General features: G+C 74.6%; 15 protein-coding genes. 11 read left to right on the top strand and 4 right to left on the bottom strand.

Annotated features, from left to right (window positions below):
* The first annotated feature begins 244 nt into the window (after nucleotides 1-244).
* The 11 genes from V6N00_RS11045 to V6N00_RS10995 all read left to right on the top strand — a co-directional run bounded on the left by V6N00_RS11045 (nucleotide 245) and on the right by V6N00_RS10995 (nucleotide 19,439).
* Nucleotides 245-6,457, top strand: coding sequence for an Ig-like domain-containing protein (locus tag V6N00_RS11045; RefSeq protein WP_334232355.1), 6,213 nt, complete (start codon nucleotides 245-247; stop codon nucleotides 6,455-6,457).
* An 84-nt stretch (nucleotides 6,458-6,541) separates the two neighbouring features.
* Nucleotides 6,542-7,519: an AAA family ATPase gene (locus V6N00_RS11040; RefSeq protein WP_334232354.1), complete on the top strand. Its 978-nt coding sequence runs from the start codon at nucleotides 6,542-6,544 to the stop codon at nucleotides 7,517-7,519.
* On the top strand, nucleotides 7,516-8,904 hold the full coding sequence (locus tag V6N00_RS11035) for a DUF58 domain-containing protein (protein ID WP_334232353.1): 1,389 nt from the start codon (nucleotides 7,516-7,518) through the stop codon (nucleotides 8,902-8,904). Before V6N00_RS11040 ends, V6N00_RS11035 begins: the two co-directional genes overlap by 4 nt.
* Nucleotides 8,901-11,510 carry a transglutaminase domain-containing protein gene (locus V6N00_RS11030; protein WP_334232352.1) on the top strand — a complete coding sequence of 870 codons (2,610 nt, stop codon included), beginning with the start codon at nucleotides 8,901-8,903 and terminating at the stop codon, nucleotides 11,508-11,510. The genes V6N00_RS11035 and V6N00_RS11030 overlap by 4 nt, the downstream gene beginning before the upstream one ends.
* Entirely contained in the window at nucleotides 11,503-12,429 is a 927-nt protein-coding gene (locus V6N00_RS11025) for a PP2C family protein-serine/threonine phosphatase (RefSeq protein WP_334232351.1), read from the top strand. Before V6N00_RS11030 ends, V6N00_RS11025 begins: the two co-directional genes overlap by 8 nt.
* Entirely contained in the window at nucleotides 12,426-13,712 is a 1,287-nt protein-coding gene (locus tag V6N00_RS11020; RefSeq protein WP_334232350.1) for an FHA domain-containing protein, read from the top strand. Before V6N00_RS11025 ends, V6N00_RS11020 begins: the two co-directional genes overlap by 4 nt.
* Entirely contained in the window at nucleotides 13,709-15,517 is a 1,809-nt protein-coding gene (locus V6N00_RS11015; RefSeq protein WP_334232349.1) for a serine/threonine-protein kinase, read from the top strand. Before V6N00_RS11020 ends, V6N00_RS11015 begins: the two co-directional genes overlap by 4 nt.
* Nucleotides 15,514-15,654 carry a hypothetical protein gene (locus V6N00_RS11010; RefSeq protein WP_334232348.1) on the top strand — a complete coding sequence of 47 codons (141 nt, stop codon included), beginning with the start codon at nucleotides 15,514-15,516 and terminating at the stop codon, nucleotides 15,652-15,654. Before V6N00_RS11015 ends, V6N00_RS11010 begins: the two co-directional genes overlap by 4 nt.
* Entirely contained in the window at nucleotides 15,651-16,874 is a 1,224-nt protein-coding gene (locus V6N00_RS11005) for an RDD family protein (protein ID WP_334232347.1), read from the top strand. Before V6N00_RS11010 ends, V6N00_RS11005 begins: the two co-directional genes overlap by 4 nt.
* Nucleotides 16,871-18,616 (top strand): FHA domain-containing protein, encoded by a 1,746-nt coding sequence (locus tag V6N00_RS11000; protein ID WP_334232346.1) that lies wholly within the window; start codon nucleotides 16,871-16,873, stop codon nucleotides 18,614-18,616. The genes V6N00_RS11005 and V6N00_RS11000 overlap by 4 nt, the downstream gene beginning before the upstream one ends.
* A 127-nt stretch (nucleotides 18,617-18,743) precedes the next feature.
* Nucleotides 18,744-19,439: an FHA domain-containing protein gene (locus tag V6N00_RS10995; protein WP_334232345.1), complete on the top strand. Its 696-nt coding sequence runs from the start codon at nucleotides 18,744-18,746 to the stop codon at nucleotides 19,437-19,439.
* A 563-nt stretch (nucleotides 19,440-20,002) separates the two neighbouring features.
* On the opposite strand, the gene V6N00_RS10990 is transcribed toward V6N00_RS10995, so the two are convergent.
* The 4 genes from V6N00_RS10990 to V6N00_RS10975 are packed head-to-tail and all read right to left on the bottom strand — an operon-like array spanning nucleotide 20,003 to nucleotide 26,665.
* A complete protein-coding gene (locus tag V6N00_RS10990) occupies nucleotides 20,003-20,974 on the bottom strand; it encodes a DUF6177 family protein (protein WP_334232344.1) in 972 nt (323 codons plus the stop codon).
* A complete protein-coding gene (locus V6N00_RS10985; protein ID WP_334232343.1) occupies nucleotides 20,971-21,492 on the bottom strand; it encodes a hypothetical protein in 522 nt (173 codons plus the stop codon). Before V6N00_RS10985 ends, V6N00_RS10990 begins: the two co-directional genes overlap by 4 nt.
* Nucleotides 21,489-25,676: a type VII secretion protein EccCa gene (gene eccCa / locus V6N00_RS10980; protein WP_334232342.1), complete on the bottom strand. Its 4,188-nt coding sequence runs from the start codon at nucleotides 25,674-25,676 to the stop codon at nucleotides 21,489-21,491. Before eccCa ends, V6N00_RS10985 begins: the two co-directional genes overlap by 4 nt.
* Nucleotides 25,673-26,665 carry a hypothetical protein gene (locus tag V6N00_RS10975; RefSeq protein ID WP_334232341.1) on the bottom strand — a complete coding sequence of 331 codons (993 nt, stop codon included), beginning with the start codon at nucleotides 26,663-26,665 and terminating at the stop codon, nucleotides 25,673-25,675. Before V6N00_RS10975 ends, eccCa begins: the two co-directional genes overlap by 4 nt.
* Nucleotides 26,666-26,673: the final 8 nt, after the last annotated feature.

Genomic DNA, 26,673 nt, shown 5'->3' with positions numbered 1-26,673 from the left:
CTTCCTGATGCCCATCAGTGCGGGTGCTCCTCTCCGTCACTGGTCACCAGATGACGGAATGACGCGGCCCGGCCGCGCGAAACGGTCGGGTATCGACCAGTGAACGCGCCGTGGGCCGTCTATCGACGAGCTGCCGCGGTCGGCGCGACGGGCCGCACCCCACCGCGGCGAGAGGTACCGCTACCATGGGACGCGCCGGGCTCGGACGGGTCTCGCCCGGCCGACGTGTCGCAGGGGGACATTCGTGAAGTTGCTCGCCGGGTTCCGGAGTCGTGCCGCGCGCCGACGCCGTGCCCTGGTGTCGACGCTGGTCCTCGCCGTCGTCACCGCGGTGCTCGTGACCGGCGCCGTCCTCTACCCCGGCTTTAAGACCGCGGACGTGGACCTGCACGACGGCGGCGTCTGGGTCACCAACTCCTCGAAGAACCTCGTGGGGCACCTGAACTATCAGTCCAAGCTCCTCGACGGCGGTGTCGTCGCCGGCAGCCCCGACTTCGACGTGCTCCAGGCCGGTGCCCGCGTGCTGGTCGACGACACCGGCCGGTCCGCGCTCACCCCGCTCGACCCGGCCGCGGTGGCCCTCGGCGCCGACCAGAAGATCCCCGGGGGAGCCCGGCTGTCCTTCGGCACCACGATCGTCGCCATCACCGACCCGCAGGCCGGCAAGGTGTGGGCCATCCCCTCGGACCGGCTCGGCAGCTTCGACCCGGACGGCACGACGCCCGTCGTCGACCACGCCCGCGGCGTCGTCGCCGCCGTCGGGACCGACGACACCGTGCACGTCGCCGACGTCGCCGGGAAGAAGCTGCTCTCCCTGCACGTGGACGGCGACGGCGCCGTGACCGGCCGGCAGGAGTCCGACCTGGCCGGCATCACCGCCGGCGACACGCTGCAGGTCACCGCCGTGGGGGACGAGCCGGTGCTGTTCGACGCCGCGGCGTCCACCCTGCACCTGCCCGGTGGCCGCACCGTCACCGTGCCCGACGGGCGCAACGGGAAGGTGCAGCTGCCCAGTGCAGCAGACAACAGCGGGGAGGCGGACACCGTCGTCGTCGCCACCAGCAAGGAGCTCGTGCGGCAGCCGCTCGACGGCGGCGACGCCACCCGTACCGCCAACGCCGTCGCCGGCACCCCCACCGCCCCCGTCCAGCTCGCCGGGTGCATCCACGCCGCGTGGGCCGGCTCGGGTCAGTACGTGCGCGAGTGCGCGAATCCGTCCGACTCGATGCGCCGGGACATCCCGTCGCTGGCCGCTCGCGCCGACCTGCAGTTCCGGGTCAACCGCGACGTCGTCGTCCTCAACGACGTCGCCGCCGGCAACACCTGGCTCGTGGCGCAGGACATGGAACTGGTCAACAACTGGCAGGACATCATCCCGCCGCCCGACGTCGCCGACCAGGCCAAGGACGACTCGCACGACCAGTCGGTCGAGCGGGCGCTGCCGGACCGCACGAAGCCGAACCGGCCGCCCGTCGCGAAGAACGACAGCTTCGGGGTGCGGCCGGGCCGGACGACGACGCTGCCGATCATGGACAACGACTCCGACCCGGACGGCGACGTGCTCACGGCGTCCGTCGCCGGGAAGGGCCCGGACCTCGGCACCGTTCAGCCCATCTACGACAACACCGGCCTGCAGGTCGCCGTCCCCGAGAACGCCCACGGCACCGGCGTGTTCCGGTACACGGCCTCCGACGGCCGCGGCAAGAGCGCGACCGCGACGGTGCGGCTCGCCGTGCGCGGCCAGGCGGAGAACGGCGCCCCGCGCCCCAAGCGGCCGGCCGACCCGACCACCATCCCGGTGCAGCAGGGCAAGTCGGTCAGCCAGAACATCCTCTCCGACTGGACGGACCCCGACGGCGACGACCTGTTCCTCGTCAGCGCCTCGCCCACGAAGGACGGGGACCGGGTGCGCGCCCGGCCGGACGGCCTGCTGACCTACCAGGACGTCGACAAGTCCGCGGGGAAGAAGACGGTCGCGATCGTCGTCTCCGACGGCCGCACGACCACCGCGGGCACCGTCGTCATGGACGTCCGACCCCCCGCGACGGCGCTCGCGCCGGTGGCCACGCCGGACCACATCACCGTCCGGGCGGGGGAGACCGCGACCGTCGCGCCGTTGAAGAACGACCTCGACCCCGCCGGTGGCACCCTGCGGATGCCCAAGGTCAACGCGCCGGCCGGGACGTCGGTCAGCCCCAACTACGACGCCGGCACCTTCGCCTTCCGCGCCAACGCGCCGGGCACCTACTACCTCGAGTACCTGGCCAACAACGGGCCGAAGAGCACGGTGGGCCTCGTCCGGGCCGACGTCGTGCCGTCGACGGCCGAGGGCGGACCGGTGGCGGTCCGGGACACCGCCCTGCTGCCGGCCCACCAGAGCGTGCTGGTCGACGTGCTCGGCAACGACTCGGACCCGGCCGGCGGGGTGCTCGTGGTCCAGTCCGTCTCGGCGAGCGCGTCCTCGCCCGTCAGCGTCGCAATCGTCGACCACGGTGTGCTGCGGATCTCGGACGTGCGGGGCATCACAGCACCCGTGACGCTGAAGTACACCATCTCCAACGGCACCCAGTCGGCCACCGGCGAGGTGAACGTCGTCCCCGTCGCGCCACCCGCCAGGCTCCAGCCGCCCGAGGCCGCGCCCGACGAGGTGACCGTGCGGGTGGGCGACGTCGCCACGATCCCCGTGCTCGGCAACGACAAGCACCCCCAGAACGACACCCTGCACCTGGACCCGAAGCTGACGCAGGTGCCCGACGGCGCCGCCGGCCGTACCTGGGTCTCCCAGGACACCGTGCGCTTCCTCGCCGGGCAGACACCCGGCTCCTACCGGGCCATCTACAACGTCGTCGACAGCCGCGGCCAGAAGGACTCCGCGCAGATCACCATCCACGTCAAAGCCCGCGACGACGAGCACAACGGCCGCCCGCAACCGAAGAACCTGACCGCGCGGGTGCTCGCCGGCGGGACCGTCCGCATCCCGGTGCCGCTGGACGGCATCGACCCCGAGGGCGACTCGGTGCGCATCTCCGACGTCGACCGCGCCCCCGAGAAGGGCACCGCGATCCTCGGCGCCGACTACATCGACTACACCGCGGCCGGCAACGCGACCGGCACCGACTCCTTCACCTACGAGGTCCGCGACCGGCTCGGCGCACGCGCCACCGCCTCCGTGCTGGTGGGCGTCGCCCCGCCGACGAAGACGAACCAGGCGCCCGTGCCGGTGGACGACGCCGTCAGCGTCCGGCCCGGCCGGCAGGTGGCCGTCGACGCCCTGCGCAACGACAACGACCCGGACGGGGACCAGCTCCTCCTCGTCGACAACGGGCTCGAGGCCCCCGAGGGGGTGGCCGCCCACGTGCGCCGCGGGAAGATCGTCCTGACCGCGCCGAGGGCCGAGGGACCCGTCGCCGTCCGGTACACCGTCCGCGACTCCCGGGGTGCCCGCGCCGTCGGCACCATCCGGCTCGACGTCTCCGCGACCGCGCCGCTCGTGGCGCCGATCGCCCAGGACGACCGGGTGGAGGTCGCCGAGACGATGGGCAGGAACACCGTGCAGGTGCCGGTGCTGGACAACGACTCCGACCCCGACGGGATCGCCGATGCCCTGGACGTCTCGTTCCCGGCGGGCGCCGCCTCTGCGGAGAACAAGGGTGTCTCGTTCGCGGGCGGCAAGGCCACCGTGCCCCTGGCCGAGACCGAGCAGCTCATCCCGTACACCGTCACCGACGTCGACGGGCTCACCGGGACCGCCCTGATCTGGGTGCCCGGACGCGCCGACCAGTACCCGACGCTCGTGGACCGCCGCGCCAAGCAGGTGACGGCCGGCCAGCGGCTGGACATCGACCTGGCCAAGGAGGTGCGGGTGCGCGACGGACGCTCGGTGCGCATCACCCAGGTCTCCGGGGTCAAGGCCATCGGCGCGTCCGGTGGGGACCTCGTGGCCGACGAGCACACGCTGCGCTACCGCGCCGCCGACGACTTCTACGGCCCGGGCTCCATCACCTTCGAGGTCACCGACGGCTCCGGGCCCGACGACCCGAACGGCCGCACCGCGACGCTGACGATCATGATCGACGTCAAGCCCAAGCCCGCGCAGAACCATGCCCCGACGTTCGCCGGTGGGTCGATGACGGTGGCCCAGGCCGAGCCGGCCACCGAGTTCGACCTCGCGCCGGCGGCCGCGGACGTCGACACCGGGGACAAGGACCGGCTGCGCTACACCCTCGACGGCGCCCGCCCGGAGGACCTGAACGTCAGCCTCGACGGCTCGAAGCTGAGGGTCTCCGCGAAGGACTCGGCGGCCAAGGACACCGCGATCCCGATCCAGGTGTCGGTGACCGACGGCAAGTCCGACCCCGTAACCGGTACCGTCACGGTCGCCGTCGTCTCCTCGTCCCGGCCCCTGGCCGTGGTCAACGACGACGTCGTCGCCGACGCGAAGGCCGGCAGCCCGACGACCGTGGACGTGCTGGCCAACGACGTCAGCCCGTTCCCGGGCACGCCCCTGTCCATCGTCGACGCCGTCCGCGAGACCGGGCCCGGGACCGTCACGGTGTCCGGGTCGAAGGTCACGGTCACGCCCGCGAAGGACGTGGCGGGGGTGATGGTCGTGCGCTACACGGTGGGGGACCGCACGAAGGACCCGGACCGGCAGGTCGACGGCGCCATCCGCCTGACCGTCAAGGCGCGGCCGGACGCCCCGTCCACCCCACGCGCCGTCGAGACCCGCAGCCACACGGTGGTGCTGAACTGGGCACCGCCGAGCGACAACGGGTCCCCGATCACCGGGTACACCGTGACCGGGACCGGCGGCTTCCGCCAGCAGTGCGCGAGCACCACGTGCACCCTGGCCGGGCTCACCAACGACCGCGAGTACACGTTCGCCGTGACGGCGAAGAACGCCGTCGGGGAATCCGACGCGTCGCCGACGTCCGGGGTCGCCCGTCCCGACCAGCGGCCCGACCAGCCCGCCGCCCCGCGCCTGAAGTTCGGCGACGGCCGGCTCGACGTCGCCTGGACCCCGCCGCACGTCGACGGCTCGCCCGTGAGCAGCTACGACCTGGAGATCTCCCCAGCCCCGCCCAGCGGTGGCGTGCAGAAGGCCGGCCTCACCTCGACCGCCACCACGTGGACCGGGTTGAGCAACGGCACCGCCTACCAGGTGCGGGTCCGCGCCCACAACGAGGCCAAGGATCCCTCCGACTTCAGCGCGTTCTCCGCGTCCGAGGTGCCGGCCGGCAAGCCGGGCGCCCCGGCGTCGGTGACGACGCAGCGGGTCTCCTCGGTCGGCAGCCAGAACCAGATCGCCGTTTCGTGGGCCGCGGCCGCCCCCAACGGCGACCCCATCGAGACGTACACCCTCACCGTGCTGCGTGGCGGCGCGACCGTGCAGACCGTCCCGGTCAGCGGCGGGAGGACCGGCCAGACCGTCACGGTGCCCAACGCCGAGTCGGACTACACATTCCGGGTCGTCGCGAAGAACAAGGCCGGCACCGGTCAGGTCAGCGCCCCGTCGGCGCCGCGCCGCGCGTTCGGCACCCCGCAGGCCGTGTCCTCCGTCAGGCTCAGCCCCGCGAACACGGACACGACGGGCGGTCAGGTCCGCGTGGACTTCAGCCCGCTGACGGCCGCGCAGCGCAACGGCGCCCAGGCCGGCGAGGTCAGCTACCGGTACTCGGCCAGCACCGGCCAGTCCGGCCCCATCCAGCCGGGCCAGGTGCTCGGCGGATTCACCAACGGGCAGGCCACGACCGTCACCGTCGTCGCCGACACGAGCGCCAACGGTGCCCGCTACTCGAGCCCGGGCCGCACGTCCAACAGCACCCGGCCCTACGGCCGCCCCGGCACGCCGTCCAGCTCGGGCAGCAACGGCACCCAGGACACCCGCTCGGACACCACCCGGCACCGGGCGTCCGTGACCTGGTCCCCGCCCGGCAACGCCGACGTCGACCACCTCGAGGTGCGCGTCGACGGCGGTAGCTGGCAGAACGTCGGCGCCTCGGCGGGCAGCCGGACCTTCGGCGACTACGACGCCACCCATCGGGTCGACATCCGCTCGGTCAACTCGGTGGGTACGTCCGGGTCGGTCTCCACGACGACGGTGAAGACCGGGACCAAGGCCCCGCCGCCCCCGCCGGCGCCCGAGAAGAACATGGTCCGGGTGCGCGCCCAGACGGCGGCCGGCGACACCGTCATCAACACCTGCACCGAGCCCAACGGCGGCGGGGCCTGGGACGCGGGGCCGCCGAAGAAGTGCGGTGGCGTCCTCGGAGGCGCGGGTGCCCGTTACCCCTGGCTCAGCCAGAACGACCGAGCCGTCGAGGTGACCCAGTGCGGCAGCCCGTGGGGCACCTCGGGCTGGTACAAGATCGGCGACGCGTTCGACGGTCGATACACCGGCCGCTGGGTGAAGGCCACGAACGTCTACTTCACCTCCGGCAAGTCGCCCTGCGGCTGACCCGCCGCCCTACTCGATCAGCACGGCCGCCGATAGAGCACCGCAGACCGACCACCGTCACCACACCGAAGGACACCGAACCCCATGAGCATGACTCCCGAGCAGGCCGAGTGGTTCGCCCAGACCGTCACCCGCCTCGTGGACAACGTAGGGGAGGCGGTCCTGGGCAAGGAGCGCGTCATCCGGCTGACGGTGACCGCGCTGCTGGCCGAGGGGCACGTCCTGTTCGAGGACGCCCCGGGCACGGGCAAGACGTCCCTGGCACGGGCGCTGGCCGCGACCGTGCAGGGCAGCCACTCGCGCATCCAGTTCACCCCGGACCTGCTGCCCGGCGACGTCACCGGGGTCACCATCTACGACCAGAAGACGCAGGCCTTCGAGTTCCACCGGGGACCCGTCTTCGCGACCATCGTGCTGGCCGACGAGATCAACCGCGCCTCGCCCAAGACCCAGTCCGCGCTGCTCGAGGTGATGGAGGAGTCCCGGGTGACCGTCGACGGCACGACGCACGACGTCGGGCGGCCCTTCCTCGTGCTCGCCACCCAGAACCCCATCGAGCAGGCCGGCACCTACCGGCTGCCCGAGGCCCAGCTGGACCGCTTCCTTATCAAGACGTCCATCGGCTACCCCGACGCCGCCGCGACCGTCCGGTTGCTCTCCGGCGCCTCCGTGCGGGACCGCTCGGCGGCTCTCGAACCGGTGATCACGACGAAGGCGCTGCGGGAGATGGCGGACCTGGCCACGACCGTGCACGTCGAGGACGCGGTGCTGGAGTACGTCGCCGTGCTCGCCGAGCGCACCCGCCAGGCGCCGCAGACCCGCCTCGGCGTGAGCGTGCGTGGGGCCCTGGCCATGGTGCGGGCCGCGAAGGTGTGGGCCGCCGCAGACGGCCGCCCGTACGTGCTGCCCGACGACATCAAGGAGCTCGCCCCGGCCGTGTGGACGCACCGGTTCGTCCTCGACCCGGAGGCCGAGTTCTCCGGGGCGACCGCGGAGGACGTGCTCGCCGAGGTGATGGCCGCGGTGCCGGCTCCCCAGCACCGCGCGGGCGTCCCCGGATGACGAACCGCACGAGCAAACGCGCGGGCACCCGACCGCACACCCGCACGACGGGCGCGGCCGCCGAGCCGGGTCGCCGCGGGATTCCCGCCGCGTTCTCCCGCGCGGTCCCGGTGCTCGGCGCCGCTGCCCGGCGCGGTGCGGTCCGGATCACCCGCCACCCCTGGTACGGCCGCGTGCAGGGCGGAGCCCGCCGGGTCGGTCGGGCCACCGGTGGCCTGACGCGGCGGTACGTCCGGCCGGTCGTCGGCGTCGTCGGCCCGCTCGGTCGCCTCGTCGTCGCCGCCGTCGTCGTGCTCGCCGTCCTCGGTCTGAGCCTCGGCTGGCAGGAGGCCGGCGTCGGCGCGATCTTCGGGACCCTCCTGCTCGTCAGCGCCGTCGGGTTCGTGCTCGGCCGCTCCGCCTACGACGTCGACCTCGACCTGACCCGCACCCGGGTGGCGGTGGGGGACCGCGCGGTCGGCGCGGTCACCGTCGCCTCCGCCGCGTCCCGCCCGCTGCGACCGGCGTCCCTCGAACTGCCCGTCGGCGCCGCGACCGCCGCGTTCTACCTGCCGCGGCTCGAGCCCGGCCAGTCCTACGAGGACCTCTTCACCATCCCGACCAGCCGCCGCACCGTGCTGACCATCGGGCCGGTGCGGTCCGTCCGTGCGGACCCGCTGCACCTGCTGCGCCGTGAGGTGACGTGGACCGAGCCGGTCGAGCTGTTCGTGCACCCGCGCACCGTGGGCCTCGGGGCGTCGACGCCGGGCTTCATCCGGGACCTCGAGGGCCTGCCGACCCACGACCTGGCCAATACCGACGTCTCCTTCCACGCCCTGCGCGACTACCAGCCGGGCGACGACCGCCGGCACATCCACTGGCGCTCCACCGCCCGCACCGGCACCCTCATGGTCCGCCAGTTCGAGCAGACCCGCCGCTCCCACATCGGCATCGGCCTGTCCACCGAGGCGAGCGAGTACGACGGCGAGGCGGACCTCGAGCTCGCCATCTCCGTGGCCACCTCGATCGGCCTGCAGGCCGCCCGGGAACAGCGCAACCTCGACGTCATCACGTCCTCGGGGCCGCTGCGCACCCGGACGGGCCGCACGCTGCTCGACGACGCGACCCGGCTCACCGGCACGACCGGTATGGCCGCCGTGGACCTGGCCCGCACCACCGCCGAGACGCTGCCGAACGCGTCGGTCATCTTCTTCGTCGTCGGGATGCACGTCTCCGCAGCCGACCTGCGCCGGGCCGCCGCCTGGGTGCCGGTCGGGATCCGGACCCTCGCGGTGCGGTGCGGGGCCGGCCGTCCCGCCGCCCGGGCCACCATCGGCGACCTCGTCGTGCTGACCGTCGGCTCCCTCGACGAGCTCGGCTCGGTGCTGCGGCGGGCGGCCTCGTGAGCGGCGCGACGCCGCGGCGCGCGGCCGGCGCCGGCCGCCCGGGGGAGACCCTGGCCGGCCGGCTCGCGGCGATTCCGCCCGTGGTGCGGGCACGGGCGCTCGACGTCCTCGCGCTCGGGCTGCTCCTGTGGTTCGGCGCGCTCGGCTTCCAGACCAGCTTCGGCGCCCAGCCGCGGTTCGTCGTCGCGGTCGTCGGGGCGCTCGTCCTCGGCCTGGCCGTCGCCGCCGCGGGCGCGCGCTGGCGGCTCGGCGAACTGTGGGTCGTGGGCCTGGCCGTCGTCGGCTACCTCGTGGCCGGTCCCGGCCTCGCTGCCCCCGCCGAGGCCGGTGCCGGGGTCTTCCCGACGCTCGAGGCGTGGCGCGTGCTCGTCTTCGGCGTCGTCCAGTCCTGGAAGGACTTCCTGACCGTGGCGCCGCCCGTCGGCGTGGCCCGCGGCATGCTCATCGTGCCGTTCCTGTGCGTGTACGTCGGCGCGATCGTCGCCGGCACCCTGGCGTGGCGAGTGCGCCACCCCGCGTGGGCGCTGCTGCCGGTGACGGCCGTGCTCGTCGCCGGGGCGGCGCTCGGCGCGGACACGACGGCCCTGCCGGTGCTGCGCGGGGTCGCCGTCGTCCTCGTCGCCGTCGCCTGGCTGGCCTGGCGGCTCGAGGCCGGCCGCCGGAACACCGCCGCCGCCGTCGCCGCACCGGCCTCCGCCACGTCCTCCGCCGTGGTCTCGACGCCGACGCCGGGACTGCCCGGCGCCGTCGCCCGCTCGGGCCGCCGTCGGCGGCTCCTCGGCGGGGCGGCGGTGCTCACCGGCGCCGCCCTGCTGACGGCGCTGATCGCGCCCGTCCTCGCGCCCGCCGGGGAACGCGCCGTCGTCCGCGACGCGCTCGTCCCGCCCCTGGACCTGCACCAGTACCCGAGCCCCCTGATGAGCTTCCGGCAGTACGTCAAGGACCGGAAGGACGACGTGCTGTTCACCGTGCAGGGCCTGCCGAAGGGGGAGCGGGTGCGGCTCGCGGCGATGGACGCCTACAACGGGATCGTCTACAACGTCGACGACGCGTCCTCGGGCGCCTTCGCCCCGGTGGGCGACACGGGCACGCTCGCCGGCACCGGCGCGTCCGGCGACGGCCGCCACGCGACCGTGCACTTCACGATCGACGACTTCGCCTCCCCGTGGCTGCCCGCGAGCGGCAGGATCGAGGGCGCGTCCTTCACCGGTCCCCGCGGCACCGGCATCGGCGACTCCCTGTTCTACAACGCGGACGCGGAGACGGCGCTGACGACGAGCGGCGTGCAGAAGGGGGACAGCTACACGCTCGACGTCGCCTACCCCGAGTCGTGGAGCCACGACCAGCTCGCCCCGCTCGGCTTCGCCGACGTCGCCCTGCCCGACTCCTCGAACGTGCCCGAGGCTGTCGCCTCCCGCGCCGGCGACCTGGCCGGCGCGGACGCCGCCGCCGTCGACCGGGTCCGCAACCTCGAACAGGGCCTGGCGAAGTACGGCTACTTCAGCCACGGCCTGGAGGGCCAGACCCGCTCCCTGTCCGGTCACGGCGCCGCCCGGATCGAGGCGCTGCTCGGGGCGAAGACGATGGTCGGGGACGACGAGCAGTACGCCGTCGCCATGGCGCTGATGGCCCGCAACCTCGGCATCCCCGCCCGCGTGGTCATGGGGTTCTCGCCGGACTGGTCGGCGGTCAAGGACCCGACGGCCCCGCTGCGGATCACCGGCGACGACGTGCACGCCTGGGTCGAGGTGAAGTTCGAGCGGGCCGGCTGGGTGCCGTTCAACCCGACACCGGAGGAGAACAAGGAGCCGCTGCCGCCGCCCAAGCAGCCGCTCGCCAAGCCGAAGCCGCAGGTGCTGCAGCCGCCGCCCCCGCCGCAGGAGCCGGCCGAAGTGCCGCCCGAGTCGGACCCCGACGCCCTCAACACGGACGAGAACAAGCAGGCGACTCGCCAGGACTGGGGTCCGCTGCTCGCCATCGGGCTGACCGTGGGCATCCCGCTCGTCGTGATCCTCACGCCGTTGCTCGTGATCGCGGGCCTGAAGTCGCGCCGCTACCGGCGACGGCGCCGTCTCGGTGCGCCCGTGCAGCGGATCAGCGGTGGGTGGAGCGAGGTGCTCAGCCTGGCCGCCGACCTCGGCACCCGTGTCCCGTCCGGGGCCACCCGGCGTGAGCACGCGGCCACGGTCGCCGGCGCGTTCCCCTACGCGGCCGGCGGCACGACGACGCTCGCACGGCGGGCGGACGCGGCCGTCTTCGGCGGTGCGGAGCCCACGGAGGAGCAGATCACGCACTACTGGGACAGCGTGGACGCTTCCCTGGCGGGCATCCGCGGCTCGGTGTCGCGGGGCCGGCGCTGGCGCTCCCGGTTCTCCCTGCGCTCCCTGCGCGCGGACCGTGCCGAACGGCGCGCACGACGCCGCGCCGAGAAGGTCGGACGACGGGCTGAGGAACGACGGCGACGCGCCAGGGACGAGGGCACGCGCCGGGGCGGTACGGCCGTGGCCCGCGGCACGGTACCGGTCCGCCCGGCCGCCGCGCCGACACCGGGCGCCACCGACACGGCGGCGAACGGTTCCCCGGCTAGGATGTCGGACGATGAGTGAGACGACCACCGCCGAGGGTACCGACGGCACCGTGCGCATCGTCTCCGGCTTCACCACGGACCGCGGTCTGCGGCGGGAACTGAACGAGGACTCGCTGATCGTCACCGACACCCTGTTCGCGGTCGCGGACGGGATGGGCGGACACGAGGCCGGCGAGGTGGCCAGCGGCGTCTGCGTGCGCACCCTGGGCGAATCCGAGCTGCTGAACGGTTCCGGAGACGGGCATGCCGACCGCGAGATCACGGCCGCCCAGGTCCAGGAGCTGCTCGAGCGCGCCGACGCGGCCATCCGCGAGGAGACCGAGTCCCGCGCGGGCACCACACTGACCGGCGTCGTCCTGACCCGCGAGGCCGGACGACCGTACTGGCTGTTCTTCAACGTCGGCGACTCCCGCAGTTACCGGCTGTACCAGCACCGGCTGCGGCAGATCAGCGTCGACCACTCCGAGGTGCAGGAGCTCGTCGACCTCGGGCAGATCACGCCCGAGGAGGCGCTCGTCCACCCGCGCCGGCACGTCGTCACCCGCGCGCTCGGCACCGGTGTCGACATCGCCGCCGACTTCTGGCTGCTCCCGGTCGAACCGGGGGAGCGGATCCTGCTGTGCTCGGACGGGCTGACGGTCGAGGTGCCCGACGACGCCATCGGGCGCGTGCTCGACGCCGTCGCCGACCCGCAGACCGCCGCCGACGCCCTCGTCCAGGCCGCCGTCGCAAACGGCGGGCGGGACAACGTCACGGTCGTCGTCATCGACGCCGTGGGCGGTGCCGGCGACGAGGACGACGTGCACACGACGGCCCCGCGCCCGCGCGAGGACGACGAGGACACCCTGCCGCGACGCGGCTCCACCGGGTCGACGGCGGTGCCGCGACCGGCCGACAGTGAGCCCGCCCCCGCCTCCGGGGACCATCCGGGTCCATGACCGCGGCGCGCTACCGCTCCGGCGACTGGACGCTCCTGGCCCGGTTGCCCTCCGCCGGTGACGACGCCGGGGCCATGGTGCTGCTGCCACCGGGCACCCCCGCGGACACGGGCGCGCGCATCTGGGACGCCCTCACCGTCGACTCCGGGACCGGCGGCCTGCCCGTCGGCGACCCCACGAGTATCGGCGCCTTCGCCGGCGCCGTCCTCGGCAGTGCCGACGGGATCGTGCTGCGCGTGGCCGGCCGCACCGTGACCCCGGCCGTCCGCGGGGCGGGCACGGTCACCGTGACCGACGCCGACGGAGACCGGCAGTGGCAGGACGGCACCGACTCCGAGATCGTCGCCGACGCCCGGTCCGTGACGGCGTCCACCGGGCCCTCGGCCCCCGGTTCAGCCGGCGGCGGTCCTGGCGAGGACGACGGCGTGTGGCTACCCCTGCGCGCCGGCATCGTCGCCGCGTCCGAGCTCACGTTCGCGCTGCCGGAGGCGGTGTCGGACGCGGTGTCGGAGGCGGTGTCGGACGCGGTGTCGGACGGCGATGCCGATGCCGGCGCGGTGCCCGAGCGATCTGCGGCGGCATCCGACGCGGTCGAGCCGCCGGAGCAGGTGGACCTCCCGGCGTCGGACGCGGTCGGGCCGTCCGAGGCATCGGAGCCGTCGACACCCGACGCCTTCGAGCTGCCGTCGCCGGACACCGCATCGGCGGCCGAGCCCGGCGAACCGCCGTCGTCGTCGCCTGTTCCGGCCCCGACGGCGATCCCCGCCCCGCCGTCGTCCGCGCCCACCATCGGCACCGGTGAGGCCGCCGACCGTCCGTCGACCGGGCCACTCGTGCTCGCCCGCGTCTGCCCCGACGGCCACGCCAACCCGCCGGCCGCCCGTGACTGCGGCCGCTGCGGCCGGCCCCTGGCCGCGGATCCGCGCCGCGTGCCGCGCCCGTCGCTCGGCGTGCTCACTCTCGCCGACGGCCGGCGGGTCGAGCTGGACCGGCCGGCCGTCGTCGGCCGCCAGCCCGCCGTCACCCGCGGCGCCGGGGCCGACATGCCGCGCATCGTGACCGTCGCCAGCCCGAACGGCGACGTCTCCCGCTCGCACGTCCGCGTCCGGCTGGACGGCTGGCACGTGCTGCTCGACGACCTCGAGTCCACCAACGGCACCCTGCTGCGCCGCATTGGACAGCCTCCACGCCGGCTCGGCCGCGGGGAGTCGACGATGCTCCTCGACGGCGACGTGGTGGACCTCGGCGACGGCGTCGTCCTGACCTTCGAGGCACGCCCGTGAGCACGCGCCGCGCCGCGCCTCCGCCCGAGATCCCCGGCTTCCGCTACCTGAACGTGCTCGGTTCGGGTGGCTTCTCCGACGTCTACCTGTACGAGCAGGAGCGCCCGCGCCGGAGGGTCGCGATCAAGGTGCAGCTGGCCGACCTGCGCACCGCCGACGCCCGCGCCGCGTTCGAGCGTGAGGCCGACCTCATGGCGCAGGTCTCGACGCACCCCTACATCGTCACGATCTACGAGGCGGACGTGACCGAGGCGGGCCACTCGTACCTCGCCATGGAGTACTGCTCGCGGCCGAGCCTGAACGTGCGGGCCCGGCAGTCCCCGCTCGCGGTCAGCGACGTCCTCGCGATCGGCGTGCAGGTGGCCTCCGCCGTCGAGACCGCCCACCGGGCCGGCATCGTCCACCGCGACATCAAGCCCGCCAACATCCTGGTCACGGACTACAACCGGCCGGCGCTGACCGATTTCGGCATCTCCGGCACCATGGACGCGGCGGCCGAGACCGACGCGGGCATGTCCATCCCGTGGTCCCCGCCCGAGGCGTTCGACGGCGGCGCGACCGACGGCGTGCGGCTGGACGTGTGGGGCCTCGCCGCGACCCTCTACACCCTGCTCGCCGGCCGCTCGCCCTTCTCCGTGACCGGCGGCGACAACGGGCAGGCCGAGGTCATCCGGCGGATCACCTCGACGCCGTTGCCGCCGATCGGCCGCGAGGACGTTCCCGGCTCCCTCGAGCGGGTGCTCGCGACGGCGATGGCGAAGGATCCGCACTCCCGGTATCCCAGCGCCAAGGCCCTCGCCTACGACCTGCAGCGCATCCAGGCCGAGCTCGCCCTCGCGGTCACCCCGTTCGAGGTCCTCGCCGAACCGGCATCCGGGTGGGCCGAGACCGGTGACGGCGAGGCCACGCGGGTCCGCGGCGTCGTCTCGATCGACCCCGACGGCACGACGAACGCCCGGACCACCGACGTCGCCGGACCCGAGCGGGTCGAGGTGCGGCGCCGGCCGGCGACCCCTCCGGCACCCGCGTTCGGGCCCGGGACGGGAACGCAGACCCACTTCGGCGGCGTCGTCGGCACGCCCGACGACGAGCACACGATCGCGGGTCCGGGAGCGCGGCCCGGGCCTGATTCGGAGGCCGGCACGGATCGGCGCCGGGCCGACCGTCGGGGTGCCACGGATGTCCCCGGTGGCGACGAGACGCGGACAGCCGAGGCCGGCGCGGCGTCGACCGCCGCCCGCACGACGGCGGCCGGGCCCGTCATCAGCCGGGTACCCGGGGTCATTGCCGGCACGGCCACGGACGCCGGGCCGTCGACGGAGCCGGGCACCGGGCTCACGGACCGACCGGAGATCGCCGCGCCCGCCGCGCCCCGCTCCCGGCGCGGCCGGCTCCTGGCCCTCGCGGTGCTCGCCTTCGCGATCGTCGTCGCCGGCGTCGTCGTGATCGTCTCGCTGACCAGCGGACCGGCCCCGACCGCCACGACCCGCAGCGCGCCCGCCCTCTCCCCGAGCCCGGCCGACCCGCTGATCTACGGCACCGTTCCCACCCCGGCCGGCCTCAAGGGCGTGCCCGGGACGGGCGGCATCGTCTTCACCTGGCGCAACCCGCAGCCCCTCGCCGGCGACTCCTACATGGTGCGCAAGTACACGGCCACCGACTTCTCGGCCGACCCGGTCCGCGTCGCCTCCGCGCGCGTCGTGGTGCCGCGGCCGGCGAAGGGCCAGACCTGCCTCGAGGTCTCGATCCGGCGCCAGAGCGGCCGCGGCTCCGAGACGCCCGCCCGGGCATGCTGGTCACCATGACGACGGCACCCCGGACGCGGGCGGCCTCGCTCGCCGCGAGTATCGGGTCGTCGATCCGCCGGCTGTCGGCTGCCGTGATCCCGATCCTGATCGCCGATACGATCCCCGACACCATCCGGACCGAGAGGATGCCATGAGCGCGGCGACCACCACCCCCGCCGGTGAGGCGAACGCCGCGGCGCGCCGCCGGCTGGTCAACGCGTCCACCGGCAAGCGACTCGTCGCGCGCCTCATCGACGCCGTGATCCTCGTGGTCGTCGGTGCGGCCACCGCGGTGATCGCCGCAGCGCAGGGGCCCGACGGTGCGGTGACGCCCGTCGTCGTCGTCGGCTCCGCGGTCGCCCTGCTCGTCGTGCTGGTGCAGTGGTGGTGGGAGGCGACGCGCGGGCGGACTGTCGGCGGCGTCACGGTCGGCATCCGGACGGTCGACGCGCGGGAGGCGGCACCGGGCTGGTGGCGGGTCCTGGTCCGCACGGCCATCGTCGTGGTGGCCGGGATCGTGCCCGTGATCGGGCCGCTGCTCGTGACCGTCTCCAACGTCTGGGACCGCGACCGGCAGCGGCAGGGCTGGCACGACAAGGCCGCCGGCACCTGGGTGGTCGACGCGACGCTCGGCCGCGACCCGCTCGCGGGCAACGCGGCCGACCGCGGTCGGACGGCCGGCCGACGCGGGGACGACCGCGGAACGGCCGACGGCGGCGGCTCGGTCGACCGGACCGCCGCGGGCGACCACGGCCGTGCCTCCAGCGCGGCCGCCGCTGTTCCGGCCGGCTCGTCTCCCGTGTCGGTGAACACTGCTCCGACCGCTGCGGACGCCGGGTCGGAGACGTCCACGGGCGCCGCTGCGTACCGGACGCACGCGTCGTCCATCGACCTCGGCGTCTCCCTCGCGGCACCGGGAACCTCGACACCGGGCAGCTCGGCACCGGTCACGGCACAGCGGGCCGCCGTCGCCCCGGCCGCTCCCACCGCACCGAGTGCCGGGGACGACGACCTCGAACAGACCCGCATGGCGCGCCCGCGGTCCACGGCCTGGCGGCTCGCCTTCGACGACGGCAGCGCGCTGACGCTCCGGGGGGAGGCGCTGGTCGGCCGCAACCCGGTCAACGCCCCCGAGGAGGGCGACGTGCTGCTCGTCAACCTGCCGGACCCCGGTCGGAGCATCTCGAAGACGCACGCCCACCTCTCCGCACACGCGGAGGGCGTCTGGGTCACGGACCGGCGCTCGACGAACGGCACCGCCGTCACCCCGCCGAACGGCGACCGCACGACGGCGGACCCCGGCGTGCCCGTCCTCGCCGTCGACGGCGCGCTCGTGCACCTCGGCGACCGGACCATCGCGGTGAGCCGCACGTGAGCGCGTCGACACCGGCCGCCGGCTCGGCCGGAACGCAGCCGACTGCCGTCCAGCCGGCCTCCGAGCAGTCGACCGTGAGCGACGGCAACCGCTTCGCCCCGTCGGTCGCCTCCACGGCCGGCACGGCCATCCTGATCGTGCACGGCTCCACCGTGCTCCTGCTGCCCGAGGACACTGCGACAGCCGCCGACGCGGTGTGGTCCGGCCTCGAGTCGGTCCGCGACCTGGCCGGCGTCCTCGGGGCGATCCAGACGGGTCTCGGCGCTGTCGTGGTGAGCGCTGCGGCGTCGGGCGCTGCGGTGGAGATCCCGGCAGGGTCGAGCGCTGCGGTGGCGGGCTCCGGCGTCTCGGGCCCCGCGCCGTCGGACTCTCCCGGCTCCCGATCCTCGACGTCTCGCGGCGACCTCCTGGCCCTGCCGGCGTTCGCGGTGCTGCGATTCGACGACGACGCCGTGCGGGTGCTCGTCCGAGGCACGGCCACGGTGCGCCACGAGGACGCCCGGAGCGACGCAGCGGGAGCCACCGACGTCGTCTCGGGCGCCGAGGCATTCACGTGGACGGAACGGCGCCTGCCCCGCGGTGGGCGGTACATCGTCGCTCTGGACGGTGACGGGGCCTCCGGTTCTCCGGGTGGTCCCTCGGGTAGCGAGGCTGTCGACATCGACGACACGGTATGGCGTCTCCTCGTCGACGGCGCCGCACGAGCCGGCGCGGTCCGCGTGAACGACACCGTCGACGACGTCGCCCGCAGCCATACGCAGGAACCGGAGACCGCGGCGGAGGACGACGTGCCCGTGTCCGGCGAGACGATGATCGCGCCGCCCACGGGAGAGCAGCCGCTGGTCACCCGCGCCGCACCTTTCGGCGCGGCCACCGGTGCACGGTCGCTTCATGGACCGGCCACGGTGGAGCCGGTGGCTGACCGCGAGCGGTCGGACGAGTCGGCGTCGACAACGGCATCGGCCTCGGAGGCCACGGCGGTTCCCGATGCCCCGGACGTCGCCACCCCGGCTCACGATGCCCCGGCCACCGACACCGCGGCCGCCGGCACCCTGTCCACCGACACCGCGGCACCGAGTTCCCGGCCGCGCAGCCTCATCGATGCCGTGCCCTGGCGGCTGGACGCGAGCCGGTTCGCCGCACCTGGGGCGGCGTCGTCGTCTGTGCCGTCCCCTGGGACATCGCGGTCACCGGAGTCGGGATCGCCCGTGAGTCACGACGCCCGGCGCCCGTCGTCGGAATCCGCCTCGCCCGACGCTGCGACTCCCGCGGCCACTGGTCCCGTCGCCTCCGCAGCCGTCCGTCCGGCCGCCGCACCGGCCGACGCCGAGGACCACGACGGTCTCACCCTCACGGGCGCGGAGCAACAGGCGCTGCGTACCGCAAGCCGTCGCGCCCCGGGCGGACCGTGCGCGGTCTTCGCGACGGGCGACGTCGTGCCGCTCGACGGCATCACGATCCTCGGTCGCCGTCCGGCGCTGCCCGCCGGAGCGGACCCGTCCGACGTCCGGCTCGTCACCGTGCCGAGCCCGCAGTCGGACGTCTCCCGATCCCATCTGCGCATCGAGCGGGTCGCGGACGGGTGGCGCGCGACCGACCTGCACTCGACGAACGGCACCGTGCTCACCCACCCGGGACAGCCGGCCCGGCGCCTCCAGGGCGGCGCCTCACTGCCGCTGCGATCGGGCGACGGGATCGACCTGGGCGACGGCGTCACCGCCGTGCTGGAGGATCTCGCGTGAGTGCCGCCGCACCACGCCGACGGATGCGCCGGCCGGCGGTGGGCGCTGTGTCAGACTGGTGCCGCGTTCGCCCGTCGGGCCGGGTCCAGGGGGGATCCGCGGACGGCGGCGCACCGGGGGAGATGGCATGGCGGAGCTGACCGTCGAGTTCTGCGGGGAGTGGTACACGCCCTCGCCGGACGGGGTCTTCACGATCGGCCGCGAGGGCGACCTGCGGATCGACGACAACCCCTACCTGCACCGGGTGTTCCTGCAGATCGTCTGCCGGGATCGGCTGTGGTGGCTCGCCAACGTCGGGTCGCTGCTCTCGGCGACCATCGCCGACGGGTCCGGCGGCATGCAGGCCTGGCTCGCACCGGGTGCCCAGCTGCCGCTGGTGTTCGGGCAGACGACCGTCGTGTTCACGGCCGGGTCGACGACCTACGAGCTGGCCATCCACATCGCCACCCCGACCTTCCGGGCCGATCCCCGCACCGCGGACGCCTCGGGGGAGACGACGATCGGCATGGTCGTGTTCACGCCGAGCCAGAAGGCCCTCATCGTGGCACTCGCCGAACCGTCGCTGCGTCGCGACGGCACCGGTTTCGCCAACATCCCCTCCTCGGCGAAGGCGGCCGAACGGCTCGGCTGGTCCCAGTCCAAGTTCAACCGCAAGCTCGACAACGTGTGCGAGAAGCTCGACCGCGTCGGCGTCACCGGCCTGCGGGCGACGGGCGGGGGACCGGCGTCGAATCGCCGCGCCCGGCTCGTGGAGCACGCCATCACGTCGCACCTCGTCACCGCCGACGACCTCGCGATCCTCGACACCCCGATCGACGACTGAGGTCCGGCCGTTCCGGCCGGCGGCGTCGGGTGATGCACCCGATCCCCGGACACGCCGGAATTGGTGGGGAGGGCGTGGTTGCACCGCCACCGCTCAGCGCTCGGTCCCGCGACTCGCCGGGTTGCGTCGGGAGGGGGTGTCGGTGCTAGGGCGGCCGGGCGCCCGGTCCCGCGACTCGCCGGGTTGCGTCGGGATGGGGTGGTGACGCTGTGGCGGCCATCCGCCCGATCCCGCGACACTCCGAGGTTTCTTGGGATAGAGCGCTATATCCCCACCGTCGTGCGCGTGTCAGGGGATGGAGGGCGCTTCGGGACGAGCGACGTGACGTGACTTCGGCACGTCCGGCGTCTTGGTTCAGCTCCCGGACCCGTCAAGCCGCGCCTCGATGCCGTGAGTCCGTCAGTTCCGCCCGGGGCGTCCCGTGAGTCCGTCAGTTCCGCCCGTCAGTCCCGGTCAAAGACCACGGGACAAGGGCGTAACCGACGGACGCACGGATGAGGCGACGCCCGATGTGGGCAGCGCACCACCCGCGACGATGCGAGACACGCGACGCGGCGAAACCCTCACCCCGCGAGGCGCTGCACCAGCTGGGCATGCTGCTCGAGCGGGTGGACGCCGTCGGGATCCTGCCCGTACGCGACGACGAGCGACCGTGCCGCCGACGGGCCGACCAGCTCGGCCCGGTCCCCGGCCAGCCGCCGGGCCGCATCGGGGCCGGAGGATCGCAGCGCATCGGGACCGAACACGGCCAGCGCCGGCACCGAGGCCCCCGTGAACCGCGCCGGGCGGTTCAGGGACGGCAACCCCAGCGCGTGGCCGACGAGCCCGGTGCGCACCGCGTGCCGGGTGAGCGCCCGGGCGACGTAGTCGAGGGCCAGGTCGTCGAGCGGCTCCGCGGTCTCGACCAGCAGTTCGAGCGACTCGCTGACACCGGTCGCCGTGCGCACCACCTCGAGCACGCCGACCGCCGCCACCTGGCTGCCCGGCTGCGGGGCACCGACGACGACCAGCCGTGACCGGTGCGGCGCGATCCGGAAGCAGTGGTCCGTGAGTGCGGAGACGTCCCACGGCTCGCTCGCCGGTTCGTGGGTGCCCCACCCGGTCGGTTCCTGCCCGGTCAACAGCATGAACAGAGTCTGCGCGAGCTCGCCGACCCGCGTGCCGTGCGCGGCGGGGTGCAGCAGCTCGGCCCGGAGGTGCAGCGCAGCGTCCGGCTCGGCGTCGGCGACGAGGAACTCGTCGGCCAGCTCGTCGACCATGCTGAACACCTCGCCGTCCCAGTCGTAGAGCCGCCCGGTGTAGCCGTCGTGGAACCGGCCGTCGTGGCGGGTGACCAGCCACCGGCGGCCCGGCTGCGAGAGCAGGTCGTTGGCCGGCAGCGTGAGGGCGCTGTCCGGCGGGGTGATGACGGCGAGGAAGCGACCCTCCTCGGCGGCCCGGGCGGCAGCGAGGTCGAGCCACGCCGACCGGTGCACGACCGGCTTGTCCTGGAAGAGGACCGCGGTGTCGGCGGTGGCGAAGTCGAAGAGGCTCATCGGTCTCCTCCCGCGGTGTCAGTCGGCGCGTCAGCCGGCAAGGACGACGGCCCGGAGGGCCCGTCAGCCGGCCCAGACGCCGACGGAGGCCGCGCCAGCACCGACCCGGGCGTCCCCACCAGGCCCGGCGGAGGACCGGCGACGTGCCCGGCGAACGCACCGCCGATCGTCAGCGCCAGCCGCTCGGCCACCGGCTGCCCGTCGGGTGAGACGGCGTGCACCTCGACCCACCAGACCGGCTCGGCGTCGGGCGAGAGGGACGGGAAACCCGCGGGACCGTCGGGGAACTCGGTGACGGTGGCGCCGGCAAGCACGCGGCCTGCCTCGGCGCCCACCCGGATCAGCCGCGGCAGTTCGACCATGACGTCGGCCGGCCCGGTCACGGTGGCGGCCACCTCCAGCAGCAGCCCCTCCGCGTCCTGACGCACGTACCGCTCACCGGCCACGGCGCCGACGGCCGCGGCCAGGTGGTCCGGTTGCGGGTGGGTCCGGCAGGCGATCACCCAGTCGGCGCTCACGAGGCGCTCCCTTCCTGAGAACGAGCGGACGGAACCAGGCCGATCGGCCCGGTGACGGTGCCCTCGCCGACCTCGTCGGTCGCGGCCACCTCGTTGTGGAACAACTGCACGGTCGCGGCGGCACTGCCCGGCCGCAGCACCTGGGCCCGGCCGACGGGCAGCTGGCGAGCCCGGAGCCCGTTGAGCAGGACGCCCTCGCCGCGATCGCCGGACATCAGCAGCCCGGTGCCGCCGGAGTCGCGCAGTGCCGTGAAGAACGACTCGTAGATGCCGCGGCTCGCGCCCCGCACCCGCCGGGTCAGCACGGCGTGCAGCCCGATCTGCGCACCGAGCGGCAGGAACGAGGTGAGCCGCGAGAGCGGGGCGGTGCCGCCCGCGGTGAGGATGTCGTAGTCGTCGATGAGCAGGACGACGGCGGGAGCGGTCGCGGCGTGCTCGGCGTCGGCGACGCGTTCGGCCAGCTCGGTGGAGACCGCGCCGGCGAGCTGCTCGGCCAGGGCCGCGCTGGACGCGTAGCCGCCGAGGTACTCGTCGGGGATCTCGCCCTCGAGGCCGCGCCGCGGGTCGAACACGGCGAAGACGATCTCCTCCGCCGTGTACTGCTCGCGCAGCCGGCGGGTGAGGGTGCGCAGGAGGTTGGTCTTGCCGCACCCGTCGTCGCCGAGCACCAGCAGGTGCCGGTCGGCGCCCCGCAGGTCGAGCACCTCGGTCTCGAGGTCGTTCTCGCGGATGCCCAGCGGCACCCGGCCGCGCCGCCGCGGCGTCGGGACGCTCTCCGCCTCGACCAGGGCCGGCAGAACGCGCACCGCCATCGCCCGGTCCTCGGTGGACGCGGCGACGTCGGCGACGAGGGAGCGCAGCCCCTCCTGCATCGTGTCGACGTCGTCCACCCCGTCGATCCGCGGCAGCGCGACGTGGCCGAGCAGCTTGCGGTCGGTCAGGGCGCGGCCGGGCCGGTCCGCGGCGATCGACTCGGCCAGCTTCCGGCCGTGCGCCGACTCCGCCGGTTCACCGAGCCGCAGCTCGATGCGGGTGCCGAAGAACGCCTGCTGGGCGAGGCGCACCTCGTTCATCCGCGAGGAGGTGACGACGACGTGGATGCCGTACCCGCCGCCACGGGAGATCAGGGCGTGCACGTTCCGCTCGACGTCCTCGAACTCGTCCTGCAGCTGCCCGTACCCGTCGAGCAGCAGGACGACGTCGGCGCTGGCGATGCCGGGCAGATCACCGCGGCCGGCGAGCCGGCGCAGCGTGGCGAGGGAGTCGATGCCGCGCTCCTCGAACACGCGCTCGCGGACGGCGAGCATGCCCATCAGCTCGTCGACGGTGCGGCGGACCACCTCGCGGTTGGTGCGCACCGCGACGCCGCCCACATGGGGCAGGTCCTGCAGCGCGAGCAGCCCGCTGCCGAGCAGGTCGACGGCGTAGATGCCGACCTCAGCCGGGCTGTGGGTCAGCGCAAGGGACGCGGCGACGGTGCGCAGCAGGGTCGACTTGCCCGAGGACGGGCCGCCGACGATGTGCACGTTGCCGCCCGCGGCGGTCAGGTCGAGCTGCCACAGGCCCTGCCACTGCCGGGCCGGGTCGTCGAGCAGGCCGATCGGCACCTGCAGGTTCCCGCCCGGGATGCGCAGGCCGGCGCTGGTGCTCTGCGGCGCCCCGGCCGCGCTGTCCAGGGCCATCGCGACGGGCAGCGGCGGCAGCCAGATGGGGTCGACGGCCCGGGGGAACCGGGACAGCACGCCCATGAGCGTGGACAGGACGGTGGGCCCGGTGGTGCGCCGGGACGGCCCGGAACCGGGGGCGGCAGCGGCGGCGGCCGGAACCGCGGGGACGTCGGCCTCGGGGGCGGACGCCCGGGCCCGGGACCGGGATCCGCCGAACGCGCCGGTGCCGGCGAACGTCTGCTCGGAGACGGGCGCGGACGCGGCCGAGCCGACGGCGGCCGACGCGGGCGTCCCGCCGTCGAGCGTGGCGGCGTACCGGGGGACGAGCGCCACCTCGGGCTCGACCTCGACGGGTTCGGCCTCCTCGGCCCGGGCGACGTCCTCGGCGGGGCCGGAGACGTAACCGGCCTTGAACCGGGTGTACGTGGTCGTGTCCACCTTGAGGTAGCCGAAGCCGGGCACGGGCGGCAGGTGGAACGCGTCCGGCGTCTCCAGCACGGTGCGGCTCTCGGCCTCGGACAGGGTGCGCAGCCCGATCCGGTAGGAGAGGTAGGTGTCGAGTCCGCGCAGCTTGCCGCCCTCGATCCGCTGGCTGGAGAGCAGCAGGTGCACGCCGATCGAGCGGCCGATCCGGCCGATCGAGAGGAACAGCTCGATGAAGTCCGGCCGGGCGGTCAGCAGCTCGCCGAACTCGTCGATGATGACGACGAGGTGCGGCAGCGGCGGCAGGTGCTCGCCGCGGTCCAGTCGCTCGCGCCGCAGCAGCTGGTAGTCGGTGATGTTCGCGATGTTGCCGGCGGCCTTGAGCACCTCCTGGCGGCGCTGGATCTCGCCGGCCAGGCTCGCGTAGACGCGCTCGATCATCGCGACGTCGTCGGACAGGTTGGTGATGACGCCGGCGACGTGCGGGGCGCCCTCGAACGGGGCGAACGTCGCCCCGCCCTTGTAGTCCACGAGCACCATGGACAGCACGTCGGGGGCGTGGGTGGCGAGCAGGCCGAGCACGAGGCTGCGCAGCATCTCGCTCTTGCCCGAGCCCGTCGCGCCCACGCACAGGCCGTGCGGGCCCATGCCGAACTGGGCGGACTCCTTCAGGTCCAGCAGCACGGGCCGGCCCCGGTCGTCGGGCCCGAGCGGCACGCGCAGGAAGTCGACCTCGGCGCGGGGGGCCCACAGCCGGCGCACGTCGTCCGCGGTCGCGTCGACGCTCAGCCCGAGCATGGTCAGGAAGTCGTCCGTGCCGGAGGACGTCTCGTGCTCGAGGGAGTCGGCGGACAGGCGCAGCGACGCGAGCTCGCGGGACAGGGCCTCGGCGGTCGCGACGGGCAGCGCGGTGAGCTCGCCCTCCTGGACGGCGGGGGAGAGCGGGTCCGCGAGGTGGTTCTCGAGCCGGTAGCCGTCGGCGGTCTGGGTGATGCGCAGGCCCACCTCGGAGGGCTCCTGGTTCCGCTCGCGCACGAGATGCAGCGTGGTGATGCCCAGGGAGCCGGGCGTGGCGCGCTTGTCGGTCAGCTGCAGCTCCCCGGGCAGGTCGCCGTACGCGTCGGAGACGACGAGCAGCCGCGGCAGGGCCGTCCCGATGCCGGCGCGCAGGAAGTTCTTGCGGGCCTCCGCGGCCATGGTCGACCGGGCGTTCAGGTCGTCGGCGAGCACGTCCGTCAGCTCGGCGGCGTCACGGGCGAGGCGCCGGACGGGGCCGGTCGCATGGGCGTGCCGCTGGTCGGCCAGGTGCGGCAGCCAGGCAAGCCAGGCGACGTCGTCGCGCCGGTCCTCGGGCACCGCGACGGCCAGGTGCAGGTCTTCCGGGGAGTGGAACGCGGCGGCCTGAAGGACGAGGATGCGCGCCACCTCGAGGGTGAACGCGCGGTCCCCGACGATGCTGACGTTGCCCGCGGAGTCCAGCGGCACGGTCAGGGGCAGCCCGGGGGAGGCCTCGTAGCGGCGCTGGAGGAGCCGCAGCTCGGAGTCCATGAACGGGTCGGTCTGCTGCAGGGCGCCCGCCGACTCGGTGACGGTGATGGGCCGCAGCGGCCGGGTGCCGGTGCCGAGCCGCACATGGAGGAAGTCCTCGTTGGCGCGCCGGCGCTCCCACAGGCGTGCCGGGTTGCGGACGATGTCGAACAGGGCGGTGGGCGCCGGGTTGCCGTCCTGGGCGGTGCGCACGGCTTGCTGCTCCCCGGCGCGCAGCTCGGCGCGGGACCGCTCGAGGTAGTCGAGGTAGTTCTCGCGCTGCTCGCGGCGGTGGCGTCCGGCCTTCCCGCGCTGGCTGATCAGCATGACGATCGACGCGAGCACGGTGACGATCATCATCAGGGCGCCGACGGCGGCCAGGCTCGACCCGCGGAACAGCATCATCACCGTCATCGAGGCGCCGGCCCCGAGCAGGGGGATGAGCGACATCATGTTCATCCCGCCCCGGCCGGCCTCGACGGGCGGTGGGGCGTTCAGGACGAAGGGCTCCGGTGTCCGGGACGCCGGGGTGGTGCGGCCGGGGCGGTGGACGAGGCGGACGCTCATCGGCCGTCACTCCCGGGACGGGCGCCGGGAGCCGCCGGCGCCGCGTCGGGCGCACCGAGGGCGGGGGTGGTGACGGGGACACCGCCGATCGCGGTGCGGACGAGGGCGGATGCCAGTGCCGTGGCCTGCAGCCGCGTGGTGCGTGCCAGCAGGGACAGGTCGAACTCGACACCGGTGGCCAGGTGCCGGTCGAACCGCAGGGGAAGAGCGGGGACGCCGTCGTGGTCCAGCTGCCGTGCCTCGGCGACGACGTCGAGACCGGCACCGGGCTGGACGTCGACGAGCGCGGTGAGGAGCGGCGTCGTCGTCCCGGACCCGGCGAGCCAGCGGGCGTCGTCGAGCCCGGCCACCGTACAGGGGGCCACATGCAGCAGGGCGTGGGCGCCCGCGAAGGGGGCGAGCGGCTGACCGGTCCCCGCGGCGTCCGGCGTGGGCGCGTCGACGAGCGTGACGGCGCAGAACCGGGAGACGGCGACGACGAGCTCGTCGAGGTCCTGGCCCGGGCGGGACCTCGCAGCCCACAGGTTGCGGCCGGCGGGGGCGAGCGCGCCCGTCAGGTCGGCGAGGGCGGCCGGCGCCCGGCCGGCCGCGTCGAGGACCTCGCCGCCGGTGGGCAACTCCTGCTCCGGCGCGAGTCGCAGCGCGAGGGTGCCGCGCGCCCCGGCGGCGTCGATGACGGTCACCGGGTCGGTGCGCAGCGAGCCGATCACGCGGGCGAGCAGGGCGGCGGTCGTCGTGCGCCCGGCGCCGCCGCGGGTGCCGACCACGGCCACGCGCCGGCCGGTGGTGACGGCGCCCTGGACGCCGGCGGCCGCCTCGGTGAGCTGTTGCGGGTAGGGGTCGGCGGTGACGATGCCGGTGACCTGCCGGACGGCGCGGGCCGCCCAGCTCTCGCCGGTCGTGCCGCGCAGGCGCCGCCGCTGCTGGTCGCGGACCGACTCGAAGTCGTCGCGGATGTCGGACCGGCCGTCCGTGGTGTACGTGCTCATCGTCGTCC

This window comes from Tersicoccus mangrovi, from assembly GCF_036881825.1.
Taxonomy (GTDB): domain Bacteria; phylum Actinomycetota; class Actinomycetes; order Actinomycetales; family Micrococcaceae; genus Tersicoccus; species Tersicoccus mangrovi.
This window is presented reverse-complemented; position numbering and strand designations above follow the sequence as displayed.